Annotated in this window: 19 protein-coding genes; 7 read left to right on the top strand and 12 right to left on the bottom strand. The window is 50.0% G+C overall.

Features of this window, described 5'->3' with window-relative positions:
- Positions 1–3 precede the first annotated feature (3 nt).
- The gene (selD, locus tag LA337_13210; GenBank protein UBI14157.1) at positions 4–1,047 is read right to left on the bottom strand and encodes a selenide, water dikinase SelD; all 1,044 of its coding nucleotides are present in this window, start codon (positions 1,045–1,047) and stop codon (positions 4–6) included.
- 116 nt (positions 1,048–1,163) lie between these two features.
- Positions 1,164–1,715, bottom strand: a complete 552-nt coding sequence (locus LA337_13215; GenBank protein ID UBI14158.1) for an NAD(P)H nitroreductase — start codon at positions 1,713–1,715, stop codon at positions 1,164–1,166.
- Positions 1,716–1,890: 175 nt separating this feature from the next.
- On the opposite strand from LA337_13215, the gene sppA reads away from it, so the two are divergent.
- From sppA to pncA, 3 genes are read left to right on the top strand one after another with little or no spacing between them, the layout of a single operon-like run.
- Positions 1,891–3,747: a signal peptide peptidase SppA gene (sppA, locus tag LA337_13220; protein ID UBI14159.1), complete on the top strand. Its 1,857-nt coding sequence runs from the start codon at positions 1,891–1,893 to the stop codon at positions 3,745–3,747.
- A 55-nt stretch (positions 3,748–3,802) separates the two neighbouring features.
- Complete coding sequence (gene ansA, locus LA337_13225; protein ID UBI14160.1) at positions 3,803–4,819, top strand: asparaginase; 1,017 nt, start codon at positions 3,803–3,805, stop codon at positions 4,817–4,819.
- 7 nt (positions 4,820–4,826) lie between these two features.
- On the top strand, positions 4,827–5,471 hold the full coding sequence (pncA, locus tag LA337_13230; GenBank protein ID UBI14161.1) for a bifunctional nicotinamidase/pyrazinamidase: 645 nt from the start codon (positions 4,827–4,829) through the stop codon (positions 5,469–5,471).
- A gap of 37 nt (positions 5,472–5,508) precedes the next feature.
- On the opposite strand, the gene LA337_13235 is transcribed toward pncA, so the two are convergent.
- The 8 genes from LA337_13235 to LA337_13270 form a co-directional block, all read right to left on the bottom strand.
- Positions 5,509–6,867, bottom strand: coding sequence for an MFS transporter (locus LA337_13235; protein UBI14162.1), 1,359 nt, complete (start codon positions 6,865–6,867; stop codon positions 5,509–5,511).
- A gap of 140 nt (positions 6,868–7,007) precedes the next feature.
- A complete protein-coding gene (locus LA337_13240) occupies positions 7,008–7,766 on the bottom strand; it encodes a DeoR/GlpR family DNA-binding transcription regulator (protein ID UBI14163.1) in 759 nt (252 codons plus the stop codon).
- Between the two features lie 136 nt (positions 7,767–7,902).
- A complete protein-coding gene (locus LA337_13245) occupies positions 7,903–8,886 on the bottom strand; it encodes an aldo/keto reductase (GenBank protein UBI14164.1) in 984 nt (327 codons plus the stop codon).
- A gap of 9 nt (positions 8,887–8,895) precedes the next feature.
- A complete protein-coding gene (locus LA337_13250; GenBank protein ID UBI14165.1) occupies positions 8,896–9,843 on the bottom strand; it encodes a sugar kinase in 948 nt (315 codons plus the stop codon).
- A gap of 4 nt (positions 9,844–9,847) precedes the next feature.
- The gene (locus LA337_13255) at positions 9,848–10,684 is read right to left on the bottom strand and encodes a ketose-bisphosphate aldolase (GenBank protein UBI14166.1); all 837 of its coding nucleotides are present in this window, start codon (positions 10,682–10,684) and stop codon (positions 9,848–9,850) included.
- A gap of 24 nt (positions 10,685–10,708) precedes the next feature.
- A complete protein-coding gene (locus tag LA337_13260; GenBank protein ID UBI14167.1) occupies positions 10,709–11,752 on the bottom strand; it encodes an NAD(P)-dependent alcohol dehydrogenase in 1,044 nt (347 codons plus the stop codon).
- 17 nt (positions 11,753–11,769) lie between these two features.
- On the bottom strand, positions 11,770–13,149 hold the full coding sequence (locus LA337_13265; GenBank protein UBI14168.1) for an MFS transporter: 1,380 nt from the start codon (positions 13,147–13,149) through the stop codon (positions 11,770–11,772).
- A 26-nt stretch (positions 13,150–13,175) separates the two neighbouring features.
- Positions 13,176–14,252, bottom strand: coding sequence for a zinc-binding dehydrogenase (locus LA337_13270; GenBank protein ID UBI14169.1), 1,077 nt, complete (start codon positions 14,250–14,252; stop codon positions 13,176–13,178).
- 296 nt (positions 14,253–14,548) lie between these two features.
- Between LA337_13270 and LA337_13275 the strand changes: the two genes are divergently transcribed.
- Both LA337_13275 and yajD read left to right on the top strand, forming a co-directional pair.
- The gene (locus tag LA337_13275) at positions 14,549–15,802 is read left to right on the top strand and encodes a glycoside hydrolase family 18 protein (GenBank protein UBI14170.1); all 1,254 of its coding nucleotides are present in this window, start codon (positions 14,549–14,551) and stop codon (positions 15,800–15,802) included.
- Positions 15,803–15,895: 93 nt separating this feature from the next.
- Positions 15,896–16,240, top strand: a complete 345-nt coding sequence (gene yajD, locus LA337_13280; protein ID UBI18466.1) for an HNH nuclease YajD — start codon at positions 15,896–15,898, stop codon at positions 16,238–16,240.
- A gap of 44 nt (positions 16,241–16,284) precedes the next feature.
- Here yajD and LA337_13285 read toward each other — a convergent pair whose 3' ends face one another.
- Both LA337_13285 and msrB read right to left on the bottom strand, forming a co-directional pair.
- Entirely contained in the window at positions 16,285–16,560 is a 276-nt protein-coding gene (locus LA337_13285; protein ID UBI14171.1) for a YeaC family protein, read from the bottom strand.
- A gap of 42 nt (positions 16,561–16,602) precedes the next feature.
- On the bottom strand, positions 16,603–17,016 hold the full coding sequence (gene msrB / locus LA337_13290; protein UBI14172.1) for a peptide-methionine (R)-S-oxide reductase MsrB: 414 nt from the start codon (positions 17,014–17,016) through the stop codon (positions 16,603–16,605).
- Between the two features lie 341 nt (positions 17,017–17,357).
- Here msrB and gapA point away from each other — a divergent pair, with 341 nt between their 5' ends.
- A complete protein-coding gene (gapA, locus tag LA337_13295; GenBank protein UBI14173.1) occupies positions 17,358–18,353 on the top strand; it encodes a glyceraldehyde-3-phosphate dehydrogenase in 996 nt (331 codons plus the stop codon).
- A 199-nt stretch (positions 18,354–18,552) separates the two neighbouring features.
- A complete protein-coding gene (locus tag LA337_13300; GenBank protein ID UBI14174.1) occupies positions 18,553–19,437 on the top strand; it encodes a D-hexose-6-phosphate mutarotase in 885 nt (294 codons plus the stop codon).
- Positions 19,438–19,477: the final 40 nt, after the last annotated feature.

Consider the following 19,477-nt stretch of genomic DNA (forward strand, 5'->3'; position numbering starts at 1 on the left):
GAGTTAACGGATCTCAACCATGGCGCGACCGCCACGAGCTTCCACTAACTCACCAATCGCGGTGAGGTCGATGCCAAACTGCGCTGCCGCCGTTTTCACTTCGGCTTCAGCTTCCGGCGTTACCGCCAGCAGTAGACCACCAGAAGTTTGCGGATCGCAGAGCAGATCGCGTACCGACTGCGGCATTTCACCCATCAGGTGTCCGTAGCTGGCAAAGTTACGCTGGGTTCCGCCCGGCACCGCGCCCTGCGCGATGTATTCTTCAACGCCAGGAAGCTTAGGAATATCCTGGTAGACGATCTGCGCCTGAACGCCCGCGCCCTGACACATCTCGCTCAGATGTCCCAGCAGACCAAAACCGGTAACGTCGGTCATGGCTTTCACGCCGTCGATATCGGCGAATGCCGCCCCTGCAATGTTCATCCGGCACATCACTTCCGTCGCCAGTCCTTTGTGTTCGTCTTTCAGCAGCGATTTTTTCTCTGCGGTAGTCAGGACGCCAATACCCAGCGGCTTGGTCAGGAACAACTTACATCCGGCCTCGGCGGTGCTGTTTTTCTTCACGCGTTCGGTCGGCACAATGCCGGTTACCGCAAGGCCAAAGATAGGTTCTGGGGCATCGATAGAGTGGCCGCCCGCCAGCGCAATACCCGCCTGACGGCAGGCAAAGCGTCCGCCTTCGGTAACTTCGCGGGCGATTTCCGGCGCCAGCTTATCAAGCGGCCAACCCAGAATAGCAATTGCCATAATCGGTTTGCCGCCCATTGCGAAAATATCGCTGATGGCGTTAGTCGCAGCGATGCGGCCAAAATCAAACGGATTATCGACAATCGGCATAAAGAAATCGGTGGTGCTGATAACGCTGGTGCCGTTCCCCAGATCGTATACGGCCGCGTCGTCTCGGGTTTCATTACCCACCAGTAAGTTCGGATCAACAAACTTCGCCTGCTCGCTGTGCAGAATGGTTTCCAGCACTTTTGGGGAAATTTTACAACCGCAACCGGCTCCGTGGCTGTATTGCGTTAAACGAATAGCTTGCTCGCTCATGGACATCTCCTGTCATTGCAATCCGGATATGGTAGCGCTCATTCCATGATGTGGTAAGAGTGACTGTCTGAATTCGGGTGTCTTTGCTCATAATCCAGACAGTTTTGCCGTTGATATCAGAAATAACGGACGAATGCGCTCGGATCGGCAAGGTTAACCGTCGTGGACGCTTTGAGCTGTGGTGTGCCCAGATAGAGAAAACCAACGATTTTATCCTGCGGGCGACAGTCAAACGCGTCACGAACGACCGCACTTTCGGTTAATGCGCCGCTGCGCCAGATACCACCGAAGCCCTGCGCAATTGCAGCCATCTGCATGGCCATCACCGCACAACCGGCAGACATTTCCTGTTCCCATAACGGAACCTTGTCGTTTTCTTCACATTTCGCCACCACGGTAATAATCAGCGGCGCGCGAAACGGTGCGCTGCGCGCTTTTTCCTGGGCTTTCTCATCGCTGCCTGCGGCAATCGCGCCTTTTTCCAGCACATCACTAAAGCGTTCACGTCCCTCGCCCTCAATAACAAAGAACTGCCACGGTTGCAGCGTTTTGTGGTCCGGCGCGCGCATTCCCGCCCGTAGAATATTTTGCAGTTGCTCTCCAGCCGGGGCCGGATCGACGAGACGAGAGGCGCTACGACGGGTCATAAGTAATTCGAGTGCATCCATTTGCTTAACTCCAACAATGAGATTTGTTCACAAAATTAACACGTGAGCGGATTTTGTTACAGCACAGGCGGTGATTCCTGCTGACAAGTGCCTGTCGGGTCATTACGATAGCCTCATCTTATCGCCTTTCTCCGGGATTTCGGGATGGCGTGTTGTTAATCGGTAGGGAGAATACATGCGAACCCTGTGGCGATTTATTGCCGGATTTTTTAAATGGACATGGCGATTACTCAATTTCGTCCGTGAATTTGTGCTTAACCTGTTCTTCATCTTTTTGGTGCTGGTTGGCGTGGGCATCTGGATGCAGGTCAGCAGCAGCAATACCAGCGAACACGCTGAGCGAGGCGCGCTGCTGCTGGATATTTCGGGGGTGATTGTTGATAAACCCTCAAGCACCAGTCGTTTAAGCGTGATTGGCCGTCAGCTGTTTGGTGCCAGTTCCGATCGTCTGCAGGAAAACTCCCTGTTCGATATCGTGAATACCATTCGTCAGGCAAAAGATGATCGCAACATCACCGGCATCGTGATGGATCTGAAAAATTTTGCCGGGGCTGACCAGCCCTCCATGCAGTATATCGGCAAAGCGCTGCGGGAATTCCGTGACAGCGGGAAACCGGTCTTTGCCGTGGGCGATAACTTCAGCCAGGGACAGTATTACCTCGCCAGTTTTGCCAACAAAATTTACCTCTCTCCTCAGGGTTCCGTTGATCTGCACGGCTTTGCCACCAACGGTCTGTACTACAAGTCTCTGCTCGACAAACTGAAAGTCTCCACGCACGTGTTCCGTGTCGGAACCTATAAGTCTGCCGTAGAGCCGTTTATCCGCGATGATATGTCTCCTGCCGCGCGTGAAGCGGACAGCCGCTGGATCGGCGAGCTGTGGCAGAACTATCTCGACACGGTCGCCGCCAACCGCCAGATCCCTGCTCAGCAGGTGTTCCCTGGCGCGCAGGCGATGCTGGACGGATTAACGAAAGTCGATGGTGATACCGCGAAATACGCGCTCGACAACAAACTGGTGGATGCACTCGCTTCCAGCGCTGAAGTCGAAAAAATGCTGACCAAACAGTTTGGCTGGAGCAAAGCGGATAAAAACTATCGCGCAGTCAGCTATTACGATTATTCGCTGAAAACGCCAGCGGATACCGGAGACAGCATTGGCGTTATCTTCGCGAATGGCGCGATTATGGACGGTGAAGAAACCCCGGGAAATGTGGGTGGCGACACCACTGCCGCACAGATCCGCGAAGCGCGTCTCGACCCGAAAGTTAAAGCGATTGTGCTGCGTGTGAACAGCCCTGGCGGCAGCGTCAGCGCCTCTGAAGTCATTCGTGCTGAACTGGCTGCGGTAAAAGCGGCGGGTAAACCGGTTGTCGTTTCCATGGGCGGCATGGCGGCTTCTGGTGGATACTGGATCTCCACGCCAGCCAGCTACATTGTGGCAAACCCCAGCACCTTGACCGGGTCAATCGGGATCTTTGGTGTGATCAACACCGTCGAAAACAGTCTGGATTCTATTGGCGTACATACCGACGGCGTGGCGACATCCCCGCTGGCGGATATCTCCATCACCAAAGCGTTACCGTCTGAAGTCCAGCAAATGATGCAACTGAGCATTGAGAACGGCTATAAGCGCTTTATCACGCTGGTTGCGGATGCGCGTAAGACAACGCCTGAGCAGATTGACAAAATCGCGCAGGGCCACGTCTGGACCGGTCAGGATGCGAAAGCCAACGGACTGGTAGACAGCCTCGGTGATTTTGACGACGCCGTCGCGAAAGCGGCTGAGCTTGCCAAACTGAAACAGTGGCATATTGAGTATTATCAGGACGAACCAACATTCGTCGATATGGTGATGGACAGCATGTCAGGCTCCGTTCGCGCCATGCTGCCCGAAGCCATTCAGGCCATGCTCCCGCCACCGCTTGCTTCTGCGGCGAGCGCGGTAAAAGCGGAAAGCGATAAGCTGGCCGCGTTTAACGATCCGCAAAACCGATATGCGTTTTGCCTGACCTGCGCCAACGTTCGCTAACTATTGACCCCTCTTCAGGATGAAGAGGGGTTTTCTTTGAGACAGAAGATAAGTCATGCAAAAGAAATCGATTTACGTTGCCTATACCGGCGGTACCATTGGTATGCAGCGCTCCGAACAGGGTTATATTCCTGTTTCCGGTCATCTCCAGCGTCAGCTGGCGTTGATGCCTGAATTCCACCGCCCAGAGATGCCAGACTTCACCATCCACGAATATGTCCCGCTGATGGATTCCTCCGACATGACGCCTGAAGACTGGCAGCATATTGCGGAAGACATTAAAGCGCACTACGACGATTACGACGGTTTTGTCATCCTGCACGGTACTGACACCATGGCGTTTACGGCTTCAGCGCTCTCTTTCATGCTGGAGAATTTGGGTAAACCGGTAATTGTGACAGGGTCACAAATCCCGCTGGCAGAGCTACGTTCAGACGGGCAAATCAATCTGCTGAATGCGCTGTACGTGGCGGCAAATTACCCGATCAATGAAGTGACCCTGTTTTTCAACAACCGACTGTTTCGCGGCAACCGTACCACTAAAGCGCACGCCGATGGTTTTGACGCCTTTGCTTCCCCTAACCTTGCACCGCTGCTGGAAGCCGGGATCCATATCCGTCGACTGGGTACACCACCAGCCCCACACGGCACAGGCGAACTGATTGTTCATCCTATTACTCCACAACCAATTGGCGTGGTCACCATTTATCCCGGCATCTCTGCTGATGTGGTGCGCAACTTCCTGCGCCAACCGGTAAAAGCGTTAATATTGCGCTCCTACGGCGTGGGCAATGCCCCACAAAACAAAGAATTTCTGAAAGAGCTTGAAGATGCGAGTTCGCGTGGCATTGTGGTGGTGAATCTGACCCAGTGTATGTCCGGCAAGGTAAATATGGGTGGCTATGCGACGGGGAATGCCCTGGCGCATGCTGGCGTGATTGGCGGCGCGGATATGACCGTCGAGGCTACGCTCACCAAATTGCACTATCTACTGAGCCAAGGACTGGACACGCAGACCATTCGTGAAGCAATGACGCAAAATCTGCGCGGCGAGCTTACCCCGGACGAATAAGGAGTCTATGCCCATGGCCCGAGCCTTACTGTTGGTCGATTTACAAAATGACTTTTGTGCCGGCGGCGCTCTCGCCGTTCCGCAAGGCGACAGCACAATCGATATTGCCAACCGTCTGATTGACTGGTGCACAGTACGCGGCGACACTGTCGTTGCCAGTCTGGACTGGCACCCGGCGAATCACGGTAGCTTTGCCAGTCAGCATCAGGTCGAACCCTACAGTCAGGGGCAACTCGATGGCCTGGCGCAGACGTTCTGGCCCGATCATTGCGTGCAAAACAGCGAAGGGGCAGCTTTGCATCCGCTGTTGAACCAACGTGCGATTTCTCAAACCTTCACCAAGGGAGAGAATCTACTGGTCGACAGTTACAGTGCATTTTTTGATAACGGCCGTCGTCAGGCAACCGCGCTGAACGCTTGGCTGCTCGAACACCGCATTGCCGAGCTTATTATCATGGGGCTGGCTACCGACTATTGCGTTAAGTTCACCGTACTGGATGCGCTCGATCTTGGTTACACCGTCAGCGTGATTACCGACGGCTGTCGTGGCGTCAATATTCACCCCCAGGACAGTGCAGAGGCTTTTATGGAAATGGCGGCGGCGGGCGCAACGCTGTATACGCTTGATGACTGGCTGGAAACCCAGCCGTAAGCGATGCCGACAGGGTCACTCCTGTCGGCGCATTTTCTCAGGCCAGCGCTGAAATCTCTTCCAGCGATACTTTGCGTGTTTCGATGCCAAAACAAAAAAGAATCAGCGCGCATAGCACCAACATTACGCCTAGCACGATAAAGACCGTAATCGACCCGTAACGGGTCAACAAAATAGCAACGCCATAAGGCGTAAACACCGCGACAATCCTTCCGACTGCATTCACAAAACCCGACCCCCGCAATCTAAGATGCGTGGGCCACAGTTCAGGGACATACACCGCAGAAGCAAAGCAAACATACATATACAGAAAAAAGATCATCACCAGCCCATAGCTCAGAATGGCCCACTCTTCGGTTTGAATCGAATAGAAATACCCGAGCAGCGCGATAATAATCAACAAGGATGAACCAAATAACCGCCGTGGAAAGCGATCGATAATTAGCGCAGCAATAAATATTCCAACCGGCGCGCCAATCATAATTATCGCGGTCATAAAGATGGATTTCGTTACATCGATTCCTGAATTAACAAATATCGTCGGGATCCATACCGTAATGGTATAGAGCGAAATATTCATCGCGATAAGCACAGTGATCGCCACCAACGTACAGCGCAACATCGGCCCCTTGAACAGGAGCCAAAATGACCCACTTTCCGTGCTTAAGTCCGCCGTCAGGCAACCATTCTGGCAGGAGGATAAAGTGATGTTTTTTTCTTTCTCAATTTGCGATTCCACCTGTAAAAGATGTTTTTCAGCTTCACTTCTTTGACCTTTACCAGCCAGCCAACGCGGGGATTCAATATAGTATTTTCCCGACAGATACCAGGCCAACAGCATTGCCATACCACCAAGCAAAAACATCACCCGCCAGCTTATAAAGGCAATAATCACGACGCCAATTGCCGCCGATAGCATTGGCGCCCAGTTGCCGACAAACGACAGGCGGGCAGACCATTTTCCGCGCACCTCAGGCGGAATAAATTCCGTAAATGAGGCATAGCCCACCATAATTAGCGCCCCCATTCCAACCCCCATCAGACAGCGGAAAAAGATAAGCCAATACATGTTGGGCACAAACGTTGCCGCACAGGCTGAGGCCCCGACGATTAGCAAATTGATACGGAACGCTTTGCGTCGTCCGAAGTAATCACCAATAAAGCCACCGCCGAGTGAACCGATAAAGTAGCCGAACATCAACGCTGAGGTAAACGCGGCATTCAGATAATTATTTGACCAGCCGGTACTGACTAATTTTGCCAATACCACATTCCCGGAGTAGCTGAGAAAACCGGTTATTAATAAACTAAAACTAATAATGCCGAAAATACGAAAATGAAATCGAGATAAAGGTAAGCGATCTAATCTTGCGCCGATAGGGTCACATTTTTCCATCTGGATGCCTCAAACTCAGCTAAATAGAAAGTATGGCGATCGCGGCAGAAACAATTTTGCCGCGCCATCCATCATCATTAGATTCTTATGGCATTTTCCAGGTGCAAACTAAAATAATATCGACGCAACTCACGCTACAATTAATAAACGAGTTGAATATTATTCTCTTGGCAAAATGCAATCCACTCTGCACCCGGTGCCTTATTGGTTATAAGATAATTAATATGGCTAAAGTCAACGAGCTGGACGAAAGCTTTGCGATCAAATTTTGAGTGATCAACCAACAGCGCCACTTCAGTCGCCTGACGGATCATGGTTTTTTTGATTTCCGCTTCCGCTTCGTTAGAATCAAGCGCCCCGCTCTGCATATCCAGTCCTTTGCAGCTCATCACCATAATATCAACATGATAGCGGCTGATAATCTCCTTGGTGATCCTTCCCTGCAGCGACAGTGTATTCTTGTTCAATTCACCGCCGGTAGAAACCACGTTAATTTCTGACTGCGCCAATTCATGAAAAGCTTCAGCCGAGTTGGTAAGCAGTGTCAGATCGTTTCTTTCCTTCAACAGCTTTAATAATTCCATCGCAGTACTGCTGGAGTCGGCAGCCATCGTGGTCTTATTTTTAATAAACGGCAATGCATTACGGGCAATGATCTGCTTCTCTTCAAAGAAAGATTTTGCTCGCTTATAAAAATGAATATTATCGGACAACGCGGTGGTATTGAGCACTGCACCGCCATATGTTCGAGTCAAAAAACCTTCATCTTCCAGTTTTTCAAGATCGCGGCGAATCGTTTCCTCAGTTACCTGAAAGATTGAACTTAAATTCGATACCGCCACTTTCTTATCGTTAGCCACCATTTGCTTAATGGCCTGAATCCTGTCTTTTGCCGCCACGATGACACCTCTGTTTCCTGCAAAGTAATAATAAGACCCTAGTATCTCACAGGCTATGTTTATTTTCAAAAGAACATGTCTGAATCACAGATTTTAATGCTATTTTACACAGAAACAGAGGTCAGTCCCATCAGGCTTATTTGCTATCCAACGCTTCTGCCATTTGTCTCATCAATAATGAATCATCATCTGACAGAGGAATAGTTAACGCCTCAACATTATCACGAACCTGCTCAGGCGCAGTTGCGCCGCTCAGTAAGGTGATTAAATCACTTTGCTTTAATATCCACGCCAGAGCCAGCGCGGGGATTGTACAATGGTATTTCTCGCACAGCGGCCGCCATTGCTCAAGCATGTCAATCACCCTCAGCATATTGTCCCGTTGGAACCAGACTTTGTTGGCCCGCGCACCGCCAGGGACATAATCCCGATCAATAGTCCCGGTCAGGAGTCCCTGCTCGAGCGGTGAATAAACCTGCACAACAATGCCATTCTGCTGGCATAACGGCAGCAGTTCAGTTTCCAGTGCGCGATCAAGAATGCTGTATTTGGCCTGGATGATATCCAGCTCACCATGTTTGAGATACTCTTTGATATGCCCGGCATCCACGTTTGCGGCACCTATAGATCGAATTTTGCCTTCTTTCTTCAGGGCGTTCAGCGTATCAACAGTTTCCGCTATCGGCGTAAAACAGGGTTCGACCGACTGCCAATGGGTCATATAGATATCAATGCTGTCGATACCCAATCTTTGCAGGCTGGCATCAACCTCTTCGCGAATAGATTCAGGCGTGAGGTTTTTATACAGCTGGCGATCGCCCACTTTGTTAAACAGGCTACCTGTTCGCTCCCAGACGATGCCGCATTTGGTTTCAACCACTACCTCACTGCGCGGCAGCTTTTTCAGCGCCTGCCCGACAATCACTTCACTGTTGCCAAAGTTGTAGCCTGGCGCGGTATCTATCAAATTGATACCGCAGCGATGCGCCTCAACAATGGTATCGATACAAATCTGCAGATCGAGATCGCCATTCCATGCGGGGCCGCCGCCAATAGCCCATGTGCCTAATCCCATGCGGGAAAGCATAATATCCGTACTGCCTAAAGGAATCATTTTCATCTGCCGCTATTACCCTTCGTATTCGTCAAGAAGTTGTTCAACCAACTTTCTGTTCTTCACGCCCGTCGTGGCGCCCACGCTCAGTACCGATATCGCTGCCGTTGCGTTAGCAAACAGCGCGCACTCGCGCAGCGGCTTGCCTTCAAGCAGTGCAGAGATAAATCCCGAGGCAAAATTATCTCCCGCACCGATGGTGTCGATAGCGGTAATTCCCGAAACTGCCGGGACCTCCATTTTCAGATCGGCACGTTTGATAAAGCAGCCTCTTTTGCCGGTCTTAATCACCACTGTTTTCACGCCACAGTCCAGGAAACTGTCGGCAATATCATCCAGCGTCTCTTTCCCGGTGAGCAGTTTTGCCTCCTCGAAATTGGGAAACAGATAATCGACGTAGCTTAACGCCTGGCGAATATCTTCCAGTGTTTCATTAAGCCGCGGCTTGATCATATCGGCACAAATAATTAACTGATGCGCTTTCGCCTGAGTGAAAATTGCCGTCAGCGCATCGCCATCCAATAATGGGCTATTAAAAATACTTGCCAGCGACAGCAGTTTTGCCTGAGAGAAACGGTCAAAATCTACATCGTTTATATTCAACTGCCACAGGCTGCCGTTGCGGTTAGTCACAAAAGTACGCTCACCATCAGCAGTGACTAAGCCCACATTGATAGAGGTATCAACATCGGCATCCTGTTTCAGACTCTGAATATCGATACTCTCCCGACGACAATGTTCGATAATAAAATGACCTGCCGCATCATCCCCCACCCGACTAATTAACGCTGTACGATGGCCAAGGCGAGAAATAATGGTCGCCTCATTAATAGCGTCGCCGCCCGTGGTCATGGCTATTCTTTCTAAAGGATAAGAGTCTACATCAAAGATATTTTTGCTCACTGGCTGCAAAGGAATATCAACAATTGCCGCCCCTATACAAATAACCTCGATATTATCCATATTGTCATTCCGCTTTACCGTCAGAGCCAAACAATTTAATTTTTTCTAATGCTCGCTCTTTTACTGCTTTACGAACTTCACGTTCAACGTGGAGAAACGGCTGATTCTGATTCGCTTGTACAGCCGCCATGGCGGCCTGGCATAGTTCAGTATGAATGTTGATTTTAGAGATGCCTAATGAAATGGCTTTTTTGATATCCGCATCGCTGATACCTGACGCACCGTGTAGCACCAGCGGAACAGAAACCGCCCGGCGTACGCGCTCAACAACCTCGAAATTAAGTTTCGGTTCAGAGGTATAAACCCCGTGCTGGTTGCCAATCGCCACCGCCAGAGAATCACAGCCGGTACGCTCGACAAATTCCGCCGCCTGGCTTGGGTCGGTATAGTGATAGCCCGCCAACGCCTCTTCATAAACCGTTTCATTCCCCACATGGCCCAGTTCAGCTTCGACCGGCACACCCAGCGGATGGAAAAAATCCACAGCCTCTTTCGTCAGACGAATATTCTCTTCAAAATCAAAGGCAGAGGCATCACGCATTAGCGAATTCATACCATGGGTCCAGGCGTTATGGATAATTTCCATGCTGCGTCCGTGATCCCAGTGCGTAATAACCGGAACCGAGGCTTTTTTCGCCATTGAAACCATCATGTGCGAGAAATCTTCAAATGAGGTATTACCTACAAAACCAGTGCCGAAGGAAATAATCACCGGCGATTTAGATTCTTCCGCCGCATCCATCACACCCATTAGCATTTCTGCATTCCACACGTTAAAGTGGGCAATTGCATAATGTTTATTTTGGGCATCATTTTCCCAATATTTAATATCTGCCAACATGGTTATTTCTCCCTTTTGAATAAATTAATGATTTACTTTAATAACGCCTTTGATAATTTCACGCTTGTTATTAACGGATTCATCAAACGCGCGCTGAACATCTGCATAATCGTAAATATGCGTCACCATCGACTTCACATCGAAACGACCAGAGGAGATGGCTTCAATCGTTACCGGGTAGCGGTTGGCATAACGAAAAACCGTCTGAATCGACACTTCACGGTTAATTTTGAGGAAATTAATCGCTGAATCACCAGGTACTGTACCCACGATCATAATTTTCCCGCCGCGCATCACCAGATAGGGAGTCTGTTTAACGGTGATGGCTGAGCCGGCGGTTTCGAAAACAATGTCCGCCCCCATGTCGCCAGAGAATTGTTGGCAACAGGCGATGGTGTCCTCTTTTGCACCGTTGATAACGGTCGACGCCCCAAGTTGCTCGGCCATCACCAGGCGTTTTTCCAGCACATCAACCACCGCAATGTCGGTTGCGCCCAAACATTTACAAGCTTGCAGGGTCATTAAACCAATACAGCCAGCCCCCAGAATGATGATTTTCTTGCCCGGCTTAACGTCCGCCAGCATTGCAGCATGCATACCGACCGCCGCAGGCTCCACCAGCGCGCCTTCCAGCGTGTCCATGTTATCGGGCAGCTTGTAAGTGAAGCTCTCCGGATGACACAGATAGTGGGTTAGCGCGCCGCGATAATTGGGCTGAGTGGCCATGAAATCGACGTCCGGACAGATGTTGTATTTCCCTTCAAGACAGTAGCGACAGTGACCACACGGCACGCCCGGCTCAATGTTCACCCGGTCTCCGGATTTAAATTTTGTCACTCGGTTTCCTACCGCCACCACCGTACCAGCGCATTCATGCCCCAGACCAATTTCCTGATTGGGATCTTTCGGCGGAATAAAAGGACCCGATTCAAAACCATGAACATCTGATCCACAAATTCCAACGTATTCCACTTTAATCAGCACTTCATGCTCTTTTGGCACCGGAATTTCGGCGTCGATAATTTTCATCGTTCCCGGTGTTTTTAAGATTGCTTTTGAATTTTTCATCTTATTTCCCATCAATATTATTTGCTGGTAATTGCATCAATACCGAGACTTTCGACAGAGACGCCTTTTGTTTCGATTCCGATAGTGGCAATAGCAACCGCGACAATAATTGAGACAGCGCCAAGTAGTACAAATACTCCCGTCACACCGTAGCTGCTAAGCAATACCGCGACAGCATAAGGTGCCGCGATACCGCTGATACGCCCTACCGCGTTGGCAAGCCCAGACCCGCGAAGTTTCGCCTCGGTCGGCCATATTTCCGGAACATAAACCGCTGAGGCATAACAGACGTACATATAAACAAATGTAATCAGGAAGAAACCAATTAATGTTATTAACAGCATGCTGGTTTGCAGTGAATAGATATAACCCAACACAGCGATTAACACTAATAAGCCAACCCCCATGCTTTTTCTCGGAATTTTATCCATTACCAACATGGCGATAAAAATCCCAAACGGCGCGCCAAACATACTCATGGTATTTAAAACAATGGAGTCTTTCAGATTAATACCTTGAGTCATAAATATTGTCGGTAGCCAGTTAATTAAGGTGTACTGCACGACGTTCATGGCAATCAGAACAAAGGAACCCAAAATAACCCGTTTAAGTAACACCCCTGTTAATAAGGCGGAATACGGAACAGAACGCGGTTGTTTGCCATCATCATCTATTACGACTGGTGGCAGCGGCTTGCCGGTCTGGCGAATAACGCCCTCCTCAATTATCCGCATTACCTGTTCGGCTTCCTGGTAGCGTCCGCGAGATTCCAGCCAGCGAGGCGACTCCGGGAAACTGCGCCATGCAATAACAGTTGCTATAAGCGACAGCACAGCTGGAATCAACAACTGGACACGCCAGTTCCATTCCGCGCTGATAAGTGGTGTCAGCCCCATAGCAATCAGCGAACAAAGTGGATAAGACCAGTTACCGATAAACGATACCCGACTGGACCAGGTACCACGATTTCGGCCTGGCATATATTCGGTAAACCCGGCAAATAAGGTCACCAGCAATGCACCTAATCCAACTCCCATTACAAAACGACAGGCGATCAGGAAGGTCATGTTGGGTGAAAACGCACCAACTATCATAGAAATAATATGAATCGCTTCATACAAGATAAATGCGTTTTTACGCCCGGTTTTGTCACCGATAATTCCCCCCCCGAGCGCGCCGAGAAACATTCCTGCCGTCGTAATGGCAGAAAACGTGGCGGTGGTGGAATTATCGGTCCAGCCGAGTTCTTTTAACTGCGCGAGAATTAATCCGCCAACGGCATTACTCCAACAAACCAGTAATCCGAAGGCAACCATTGCAAACATCGACATGTGCCAGCGGCAGTCAGGCAGCCTGTCTAACCTCGCGCCGCAGTGCGGTTTTGCTATCTGTTCCATCCGGGAACCTTCCTTTAATAAATGGGTTATTCATCAAAGTCATAGGTCATGATGACCTTAATCGCGGTTTTATCGACCATGGCGTCAAAACCTTCGCGCCATTGCGACAGACCAATACGGTGAGTGATCATCGGTTTGACTTTGATCGCGCCGCTGGCCAGCAGACGGATGGCATTGCGCCAGGAGGTGGAATCGTAAGCCATATGGCCAATGATGCTTTTATTCCACGCAGTGATGTCGTTAATGGAAAATTCGAGAGGCTTGAAGCCCATGCCCACGCGGACGACTTCACCGTTGGGACGCAGCATTTCAATTGATTGTTTAAGGGCAATGTTGGCACCGGAACATTCGATAACCAGTCCCAGATTGTCTTTCCCGCAGATTTCCTGACAACGTGCAACCACATCTTCGGTCGAACCGTTGACGACCGCTGTCGCCCCCATTTCTTTGGCAATGGGGAAACGCACCGCGACATCGTCTTCCAGACCGACCATCACGATATTAACAGCCCCCATAATGCGCGCCATTTGTACGGAAAAGAGTCCTAACGGGCCGGTACCGAAAACCACAACGTCCTGGCCCGGAAGAAATTTGGATTGCTGAGCGATAGATTTGTAGGCATTGCAGATAGGATCCAGCACAGCCGCTTCTTCATAATCGACCCCAGCAGGGATTTCCCACAGCGCGTGACGGTGAATCTTGAGGATTTCCCCAGGGACCAGACAATATTTCGAGAACCCACCGCCCCAGGTATTGTTATCCAGACCTAAATTCACCTTTTCTGTACAACAAAGAAAATCGCCTTGTTCGCATGCAGGACATACGCCGCAAACGTGCCCGCTGTTATCTGACACCACTCGCTGCCCTACCTTCCAGTCCTTAACCTTGTCGCCAACCTGTACAATTTGCCCAGCGAATTCATGACCACGAATCGAATTAAAAAGGTCGGATCCACTGTCGACATTGTAGTGTTTCATGTCCGCGCCACAGATAGCAGCCGCCTTGATTTCAATCACAACGTCATCCGGACCGCATACTGGCTCCGGAACATCAATCATCTTGTAGCCACCAAAGGCCTTGCCAAATCTTGCCAGTGCTTTCATTGAATTTTCCTTTGTGTTCGTTTTGCATCAGTGGTCATCATACTTATCCATATAATTTTTGAGGTCAACATTAAATCTTTAAAACACAGATACAGATCTGCATTTCACAACTCAGATCACAAATCAGTGCAAAGATGAACTGAAACTCAATGGAACACGGCAGCCGCTTCGCTAAAAATGGCGTGAACCTCTTCGCATTTTTTCTGTTATGAAACTGTTAACCTACGAGTGCTGTTTTTTTCGCCACGCCATTTCCGTGGCGTGTTTGCTTGTTTAAATGTCAAAGAGGAACACCGATGAAACTATTGCCTTTGTTGGCAGCATTATCCCTGCTCTGCGCCAGCGTTGTTTCCGCCAGTTCACTGATGTCAGTTGGCTACTTTAATGGTGGCGGCGACGTCACTGCCGGCCCCGGTGGCGACATCAATAAACTGGATGTTCGTCAGATAACCCACCTCAACTATTCATTTGGCCTTGTCTACAACAATGAAAAAGACGAGACCAATGACGCCTTAAAAGACGCCAGCAAGTTGCATCAGATTTGGCTTTCACAGAAAGTGCAGGATGATTTGCTGAAAATTCCACAACTGCGTAAACAAAACCCGAACCTGAAAGTTCTGCTTTCCGTCGGTGGTTGGGGCGCACGTGGATTCTCTGGCGCGGCGGCAACGAAAGAAACACGTGCGGTATTTATTCAGTCTGCGCAGGAGATAATTGCGAAATATGGTCTTGATGGCATCGATCTCGACTGGGAATATCCGGTCAATGGCGCCTGGGGACTGGTCGAAAGTCAGCCGGGCGACCGCGCTAACTTTACCGCACTGTTAACTGAGCTGCGTGCCGCATTAGGGCATAAAAAACTACTGACCATCGCCGTGGGCGCGAATGCGGAAAGTCCGAAAAGCTGGGTGGATGTGAAAGCCATTGCGCCATCGCTCGACTACATCAACCTGATGACTTATGACATGGCTTACGGCACCCAGTATTTCAACTCGAACCTGTACGATTCGACGCATTGGCCGACGGTCGCCACGGCGGATAAGTACAGCGCCGACTTTGTCGTTAACAACTATCTTGCCGCTGGTCTAAAAGCGAGTCAGATGAACCTTGGCATTGGTTTTTATGGACGAGTACCAAAACGCGCCGTTGAGCCAGGCATTGACTGGAGCAAACCCGACGCGCAGAAAAACCCCGTTACCCAGCCCTATTTCGAACCCGCGCAAATTGAGTTGTTCAAATCACTGGGCGTCGATCTGAGCAAAGATACCTATGTGAAGTACAACGATATCGTGGCGAAGTTGATCAACGATCCGCAAAAGCGCTTTAGCCAACATTGGGATGATGAAGCGAAAGTGCCGTGGTTATCGGTAAAGTCTGCGGATGGAAAAGCACTCTTTGCTCTCTCCTATGAAAATCCGCGCTCGGTAGCGATTAAGGCTGACTACATCAAGAGTAAGGGGCTGGGTGGCGCCATGTTCTGGGAATACGGTGCGGATGACCAAAATCAGTTGGCGAAGCAGTTAGCCGATTCGTTAGGCATCAAACACTGATCCCAACGCCTGACACAATAGGTTATGATTAGCGCATTCTGCTGCGCCCGCTTTTGGCGCAGCTCTTCATTTTCTACTGGAGGCATGAGCTTTATGGCTTTTATCCCTAAAAATTACGCCCGTCTGGAAGTCGGTTACCGGGAAAAGGCGCTTAAACTCTTTCCCTGGGTCTGCGGACGTTGTTCCCGTGAATTCGCGTATTCAAATTTGCGCGAGTTGACGGTACACCATATCGATCACGATCACTCCAATAATCCGGAAGATGGTAGCAACTGGGAAATGTTGTGCCTGTACTGCCACGATCATGAGCACTCGAAATACACAGAAGTGGATCAGTATGGTTCTACCGTAGTGGCGGGCGAAGATGCGCAGAAAGACGTCGGCGAAGCGAAATATAACCCGTTCGCCGATCTGAAGGCGATGATGAACAAGAAATAACTTCAGCTGCGGGCCCGACACCTATATATGCCGGGCCTGGGTAATCAAGATTTAAACGTCGCTATCGGTTCGGGTGAAATACCAAATTCCACTTTCAGCTGCTGCTTACTCTTCATCACCATCTCACCGTTGGTATCAATTGTCATATGCTGCGCGTCAATATTGTTTCGCGCCTGCCATAACATGACCAATTGCAAGCAGTTCTCTTTTTGTTCTGCCGTTAGCGCCACGCCATCCGGCCATTTTCCGAGTTCAACGGCAGTAGATAAGCGCTGATAAACTTCCGGCGTCATGCTGTTGATCATCTCATCAAGATTCATGTTAAATCCACTCTCCGCAGAATAATTTGCTGAATCGTTTCTTCAGCCCTTGGTTTGCTCACCGTTTTCACCATCGGTGAAGTTCAAAGACGCTGAGTTAACGCAGTAACGTTCACCGGTAGGTTTCGGGCCATCCGGGAAGACGTGTCCCAGGTGCGCATCGCAGTTACCGCAGCGGATTTCAATGCGCTGCATACCGTGTGACGTATCTTTTATGTAACGGATAGCCTCTTCACTGACAGGCTCGTAAAAGCTGGGCCAGCCGCAGCCTGAGTCATATTTTGTCTCGGAACGAAATAGCGGTTTGTCGCAGATCAGACAGTGGTAGATGCCGTCACGTTTGTTATGCAGCAAACGCCCGGTAAATGGCGGTTCTGTCCCGTGATTCTGCGTCACGTAGAACTGCATTTCGGTTAAATTATTTTTCAGTTCTTCTGGAGAAGGTTGATTAGCCATTTGCTCACATCTCGCTTTATCTAAACTCACATCGCGAGACAGATTCTAACAAAACATTAACACCGGAGTACGAACTTTTGTTCTAAACTTGATACTTGCGAAATGGCAGCCTGCAATTCGTGATCAGAATCACATTTTTATCTTGATTGCCCTTTAAAATTCGGGCCGCCGACCCCATGTGGTTTCAAGCCCAAAGGAAGAGTGAGGCGAGTCAGTTGCGCAAAGCTTAGGCAGCAGTTTGATTTGTCGCAATGATTGACACGATTCCGCTTGACGCTGCGTAAGGTTTTTGTAATTTTACAGGCAACCTTTTATTCACTAACAAATAGCTGGTGGAATATATGACTATCAAAGTAGGTATCAACGGTTTTGGCCGTATCGGTCGCATTGTTTTCCGTGCTGCTCAAGAACGCTCTGACATCGAGATCGTTGCAATCAACGACCTGTTAGACGCTGACTACATGGCTTACATGCTGAAATATGACTCCACTCACGGCCGTTTCAACGGTACCGTTGAAGTGAAAGACGGTCATCTGATCGTAAACGGTAAAAAAATCCGTGTTACCGCTGAACGTGATCCGGCTAACCTGAAATGGGACGAAGTTGGTGTTGACGTAGTAGCTGAAGCTACTGGCCTGTTCCTGACAGACGAAACCGCTCGTAAGCACATCACTGCTGGCGCGAAAAAAGTGGTTCTGACTGGTCCGTCCAAAGATAACACTCCGATGTTTGTTAAAGGCGCTAACTTTGACAAATACGAAGGTCAGGACATCGTTTCTAACGCTTCCTGCACCACTAACTGCCTGGCTCCGCTGGCTAAAGTTATCAACGACAACTTCGGCATCATCGAAGGTCTGATGACTACTGTTCACGCAACCACCGCTACTCAGAAAACCGTTGATGGCCCGTCTCACAAAGACTGGCGCGGCGGCCGCGGCGCATCCCAGAACATCATCCCGTCCTCTACCGGTGCTGCTAAAGCTGTAGGTAAAGTACTGCCAGAACTGAATGGCAAACTGACTGGTATGGCGTTCCGCGTTCCTACCCCGAACGTATCTGTTGTTGACCTGACCGTTCGTCTGGAAAAAGCTGCTTCTTACGAAGAAATTAAGAAAGCAATCAAAGCTGCTTCCGAAGGCCCGATGAAAGGCGTTCTGGGTTACACCGAAGACGACGTAGTATCTACCGATTTCAACGGTGAAGTTTGCACTTCCGTGTTCGATGCTAAAGCTGGTATCGCACTGAACGACAACTTCGTGAAACTGGTATCCTGGTACGACAACGAAACTGGTTACTCCAACAAAGTTCTGGACCTGATTGCTCACATCTCCAAATAAGTTGAGATGAAACAGTAATCTGTAAGAGCGACTCAGGTCGCTCTTTTTTTTGCCCGAAGATACCCGTCATACTTCAAATTGCAGGTGTGTTGGCTACGCTCTCTCACCCGAATCACTTACTACAGTAAGCTCATCGGGGGTTCGTTCACTTGCCGCCGTCCTGCAACTCGAATTATTTAGGGTTAAAAAGGATTGCATCATGATTAACAAAATTTTCGCTCTCCCGGTCATTGAACAAATTACCCCTGTCCTCTCCCGCCGTCAGCTTGATGAGCTTGAGGTTCTTGTTGTCGATCACCCACAGGTTAAAGCTTCTTTCGCACTGCAGGGCGCACACCTTCTTTCCTGGAAACCAAACGGCGAAGAGGACGTTCTGTGGTTAAGTAACAACACTCCGTTTAAAACCGGCGTAGCGCTGCGTGGCGGCGTACCAATATGCTGGCCGTGGTTTGGTCCGGCGGCTCAGCAGGGTCTGCCTTCTCATGGCTTTGCCCGTAACCTGCCATGGACGCTAAAAGCACACAACGAAGACGACAATAGCGTGGTGCTGACGTTTGAACTGCAAAGCAACGCTGAAACGCGTCAGCTATGGCCGCATGAATTCTGCCTGTTGGCCCGTTTCAAAGTGGGCGCTACCTGTGAGATGGAACTGGAAGCTCACGGTGAGTTTGAAACCACCTCTGCGCTGCATACCTATTTCAACGTGGGTGACATTGCGGCAGTGAAAGTCAGTGGTCTTGGCGATCGACTGATCGATAAAGTGAATGATGCTAAAGAAGATGTGCTGGCTGATGGTATCCAGACCTTCCCGGACAGGACCGATCGTGTTTATCTGAACCCGGAAGCGTGCAGCGTGATTCATGATGCTGCGTTGAATCGCAATATCGACGTCGTCCACCACCATCATCTGAACGTCGTGGGCTGGAACCCGGGCCCGGCACTGTCCGTCAGCATGGGCGACATGCCTGATGACGGCTACAAAACGTTTGTTTGCGTAGAGACGGCTTATGCGACAGCTCCGCAGAAAACCACTGAAGAAAAACCGTCTCGCCTGGCGCAAACTATCCGGGTAGCTAAACGCTAACACAGCTCTGCGCACCATGCCGGATGCGGCTCACGCCTTA

It is taken from the genome of Citrobacter europaeus (genome assembly GCA_020099315.1).
Lineage (GTDB): Bacteria > Pseudomonadota > Gammaproteobacteria > Enterobacterales > Enterobacteriaceae > Citrobacter > Citrobacter europaeus.

Coding starts and splice junctions, on each gene's coding strand:
- selD (UBI14157.1), bottom strand. CDS start 1,047: ATGAGCGAGCAAGCTATTCGTTTAACGCAATACAGCCACGGAGCCGGT.
- LA337_13215 (UBI14158.1), bottom strand. CDS start 1,715: ATGGATGCACTCGAATTACTTATGACCCGTCGTAGCGCCTCTCGTCTC.
- sppA (UBI14159.1), top strand. CDS start 1,891: ATGCGAACCCTGTGGCGATTTATTGCCGGATTTTTTAAATGGACATGG.
- ansA (UBI14160.1), top strand. CDS start 3,803: ATGCAAAAGAAATCGATTTACGTTGCCTATACCGGCGGTACCATTGGT.
- pncA (UBI14161.1), top strand. CDS start 4,827: ATGCCCATGGCCCGAGCCTTACTGTTGGTCGATTTACAAAATGACTTT.
- LA337_13235 (UBI14162.1), bottom strand. CDS start 6,867: ATGGAAAAATGTGACCCTATCGGCGCAAGATTAGATCGCTTACCTTTA.
- LA337_13245 (UBI14164.1), bottom strand. CDS start 8,886: ATGAAAATGATTCCTTTAGGCAGTACGGATATTATGCTTTCCCGCATG.
- LA337_13250 (UBI14165.1), bottom strand. CDS start 9,843: ATGGATAATATCGAGGTTATTTGTATAGGGGCGGCAATTGTTGATATT.
- LA337_13255 (UBI14166.1), bottom strand. CDS start 10,684: ATGTTGGCAGATATTAAATATTGGGAAAATGATGCCCAAAATAAACAT.
- LA337_13260 (UBI14167.1), bottom strand. CDS start 11,752: ATGAAAAATTCAAAAGCAATCTTAAAAACACCGGGAACGATGAAAATT.
- LA337_13265 (UBI14168.1), bottom strand. CDS start 13,149: ATGGAACAGATAGCAAAACCGCACTGCGGCGCGAGGTTAGACAGGCTG.
- LA337_13270 (UBI14169.1), bottom strand. CDS start 14,252: ATGAAAGCACTGGCAAGATTTGGCAAGGCCTTTGGTGGCTACAAGATG.
- LA337_13275 (UBI14170.1), top strand. CDS start 14,549: ATGAAACTATTGCCTTTGTTGGCAGCATTATCCCTGCTCTGCGCCAGC.
- yajD (UBI18466.1), top strand. CDS start 15,896: ATGGCTTTTATCCCTAAAAATTACGCCCGTCTGGAAGTCGGTTACCGG.
- LA337_13285 (UBI14171.1), bottom strand. CDS start 16,560: ATGAATCTTGATGAGATGATCAACAGCATGACGCCGGAAGTTTATCAG.
- msrB (UBI14172.1), bottom strand. CDS start 17,016: ATGGCTAATCAACCTTCTCCAGAAGAACTGAAAAATAATTTAACCGAA.
- gapA (UBI14173.1), top strand. CDS start 17,358: ATGACTATCAAAGTAGGTATCAACGGTTTTGGCCGTATCGGTCGCATT.
- LA337_13300 (UBI14174.1), top strand. CDS start 18,553: ATGATTAACAAAATTTTCGCTCTCCCGGTCATTGAACAAATTACCCCT.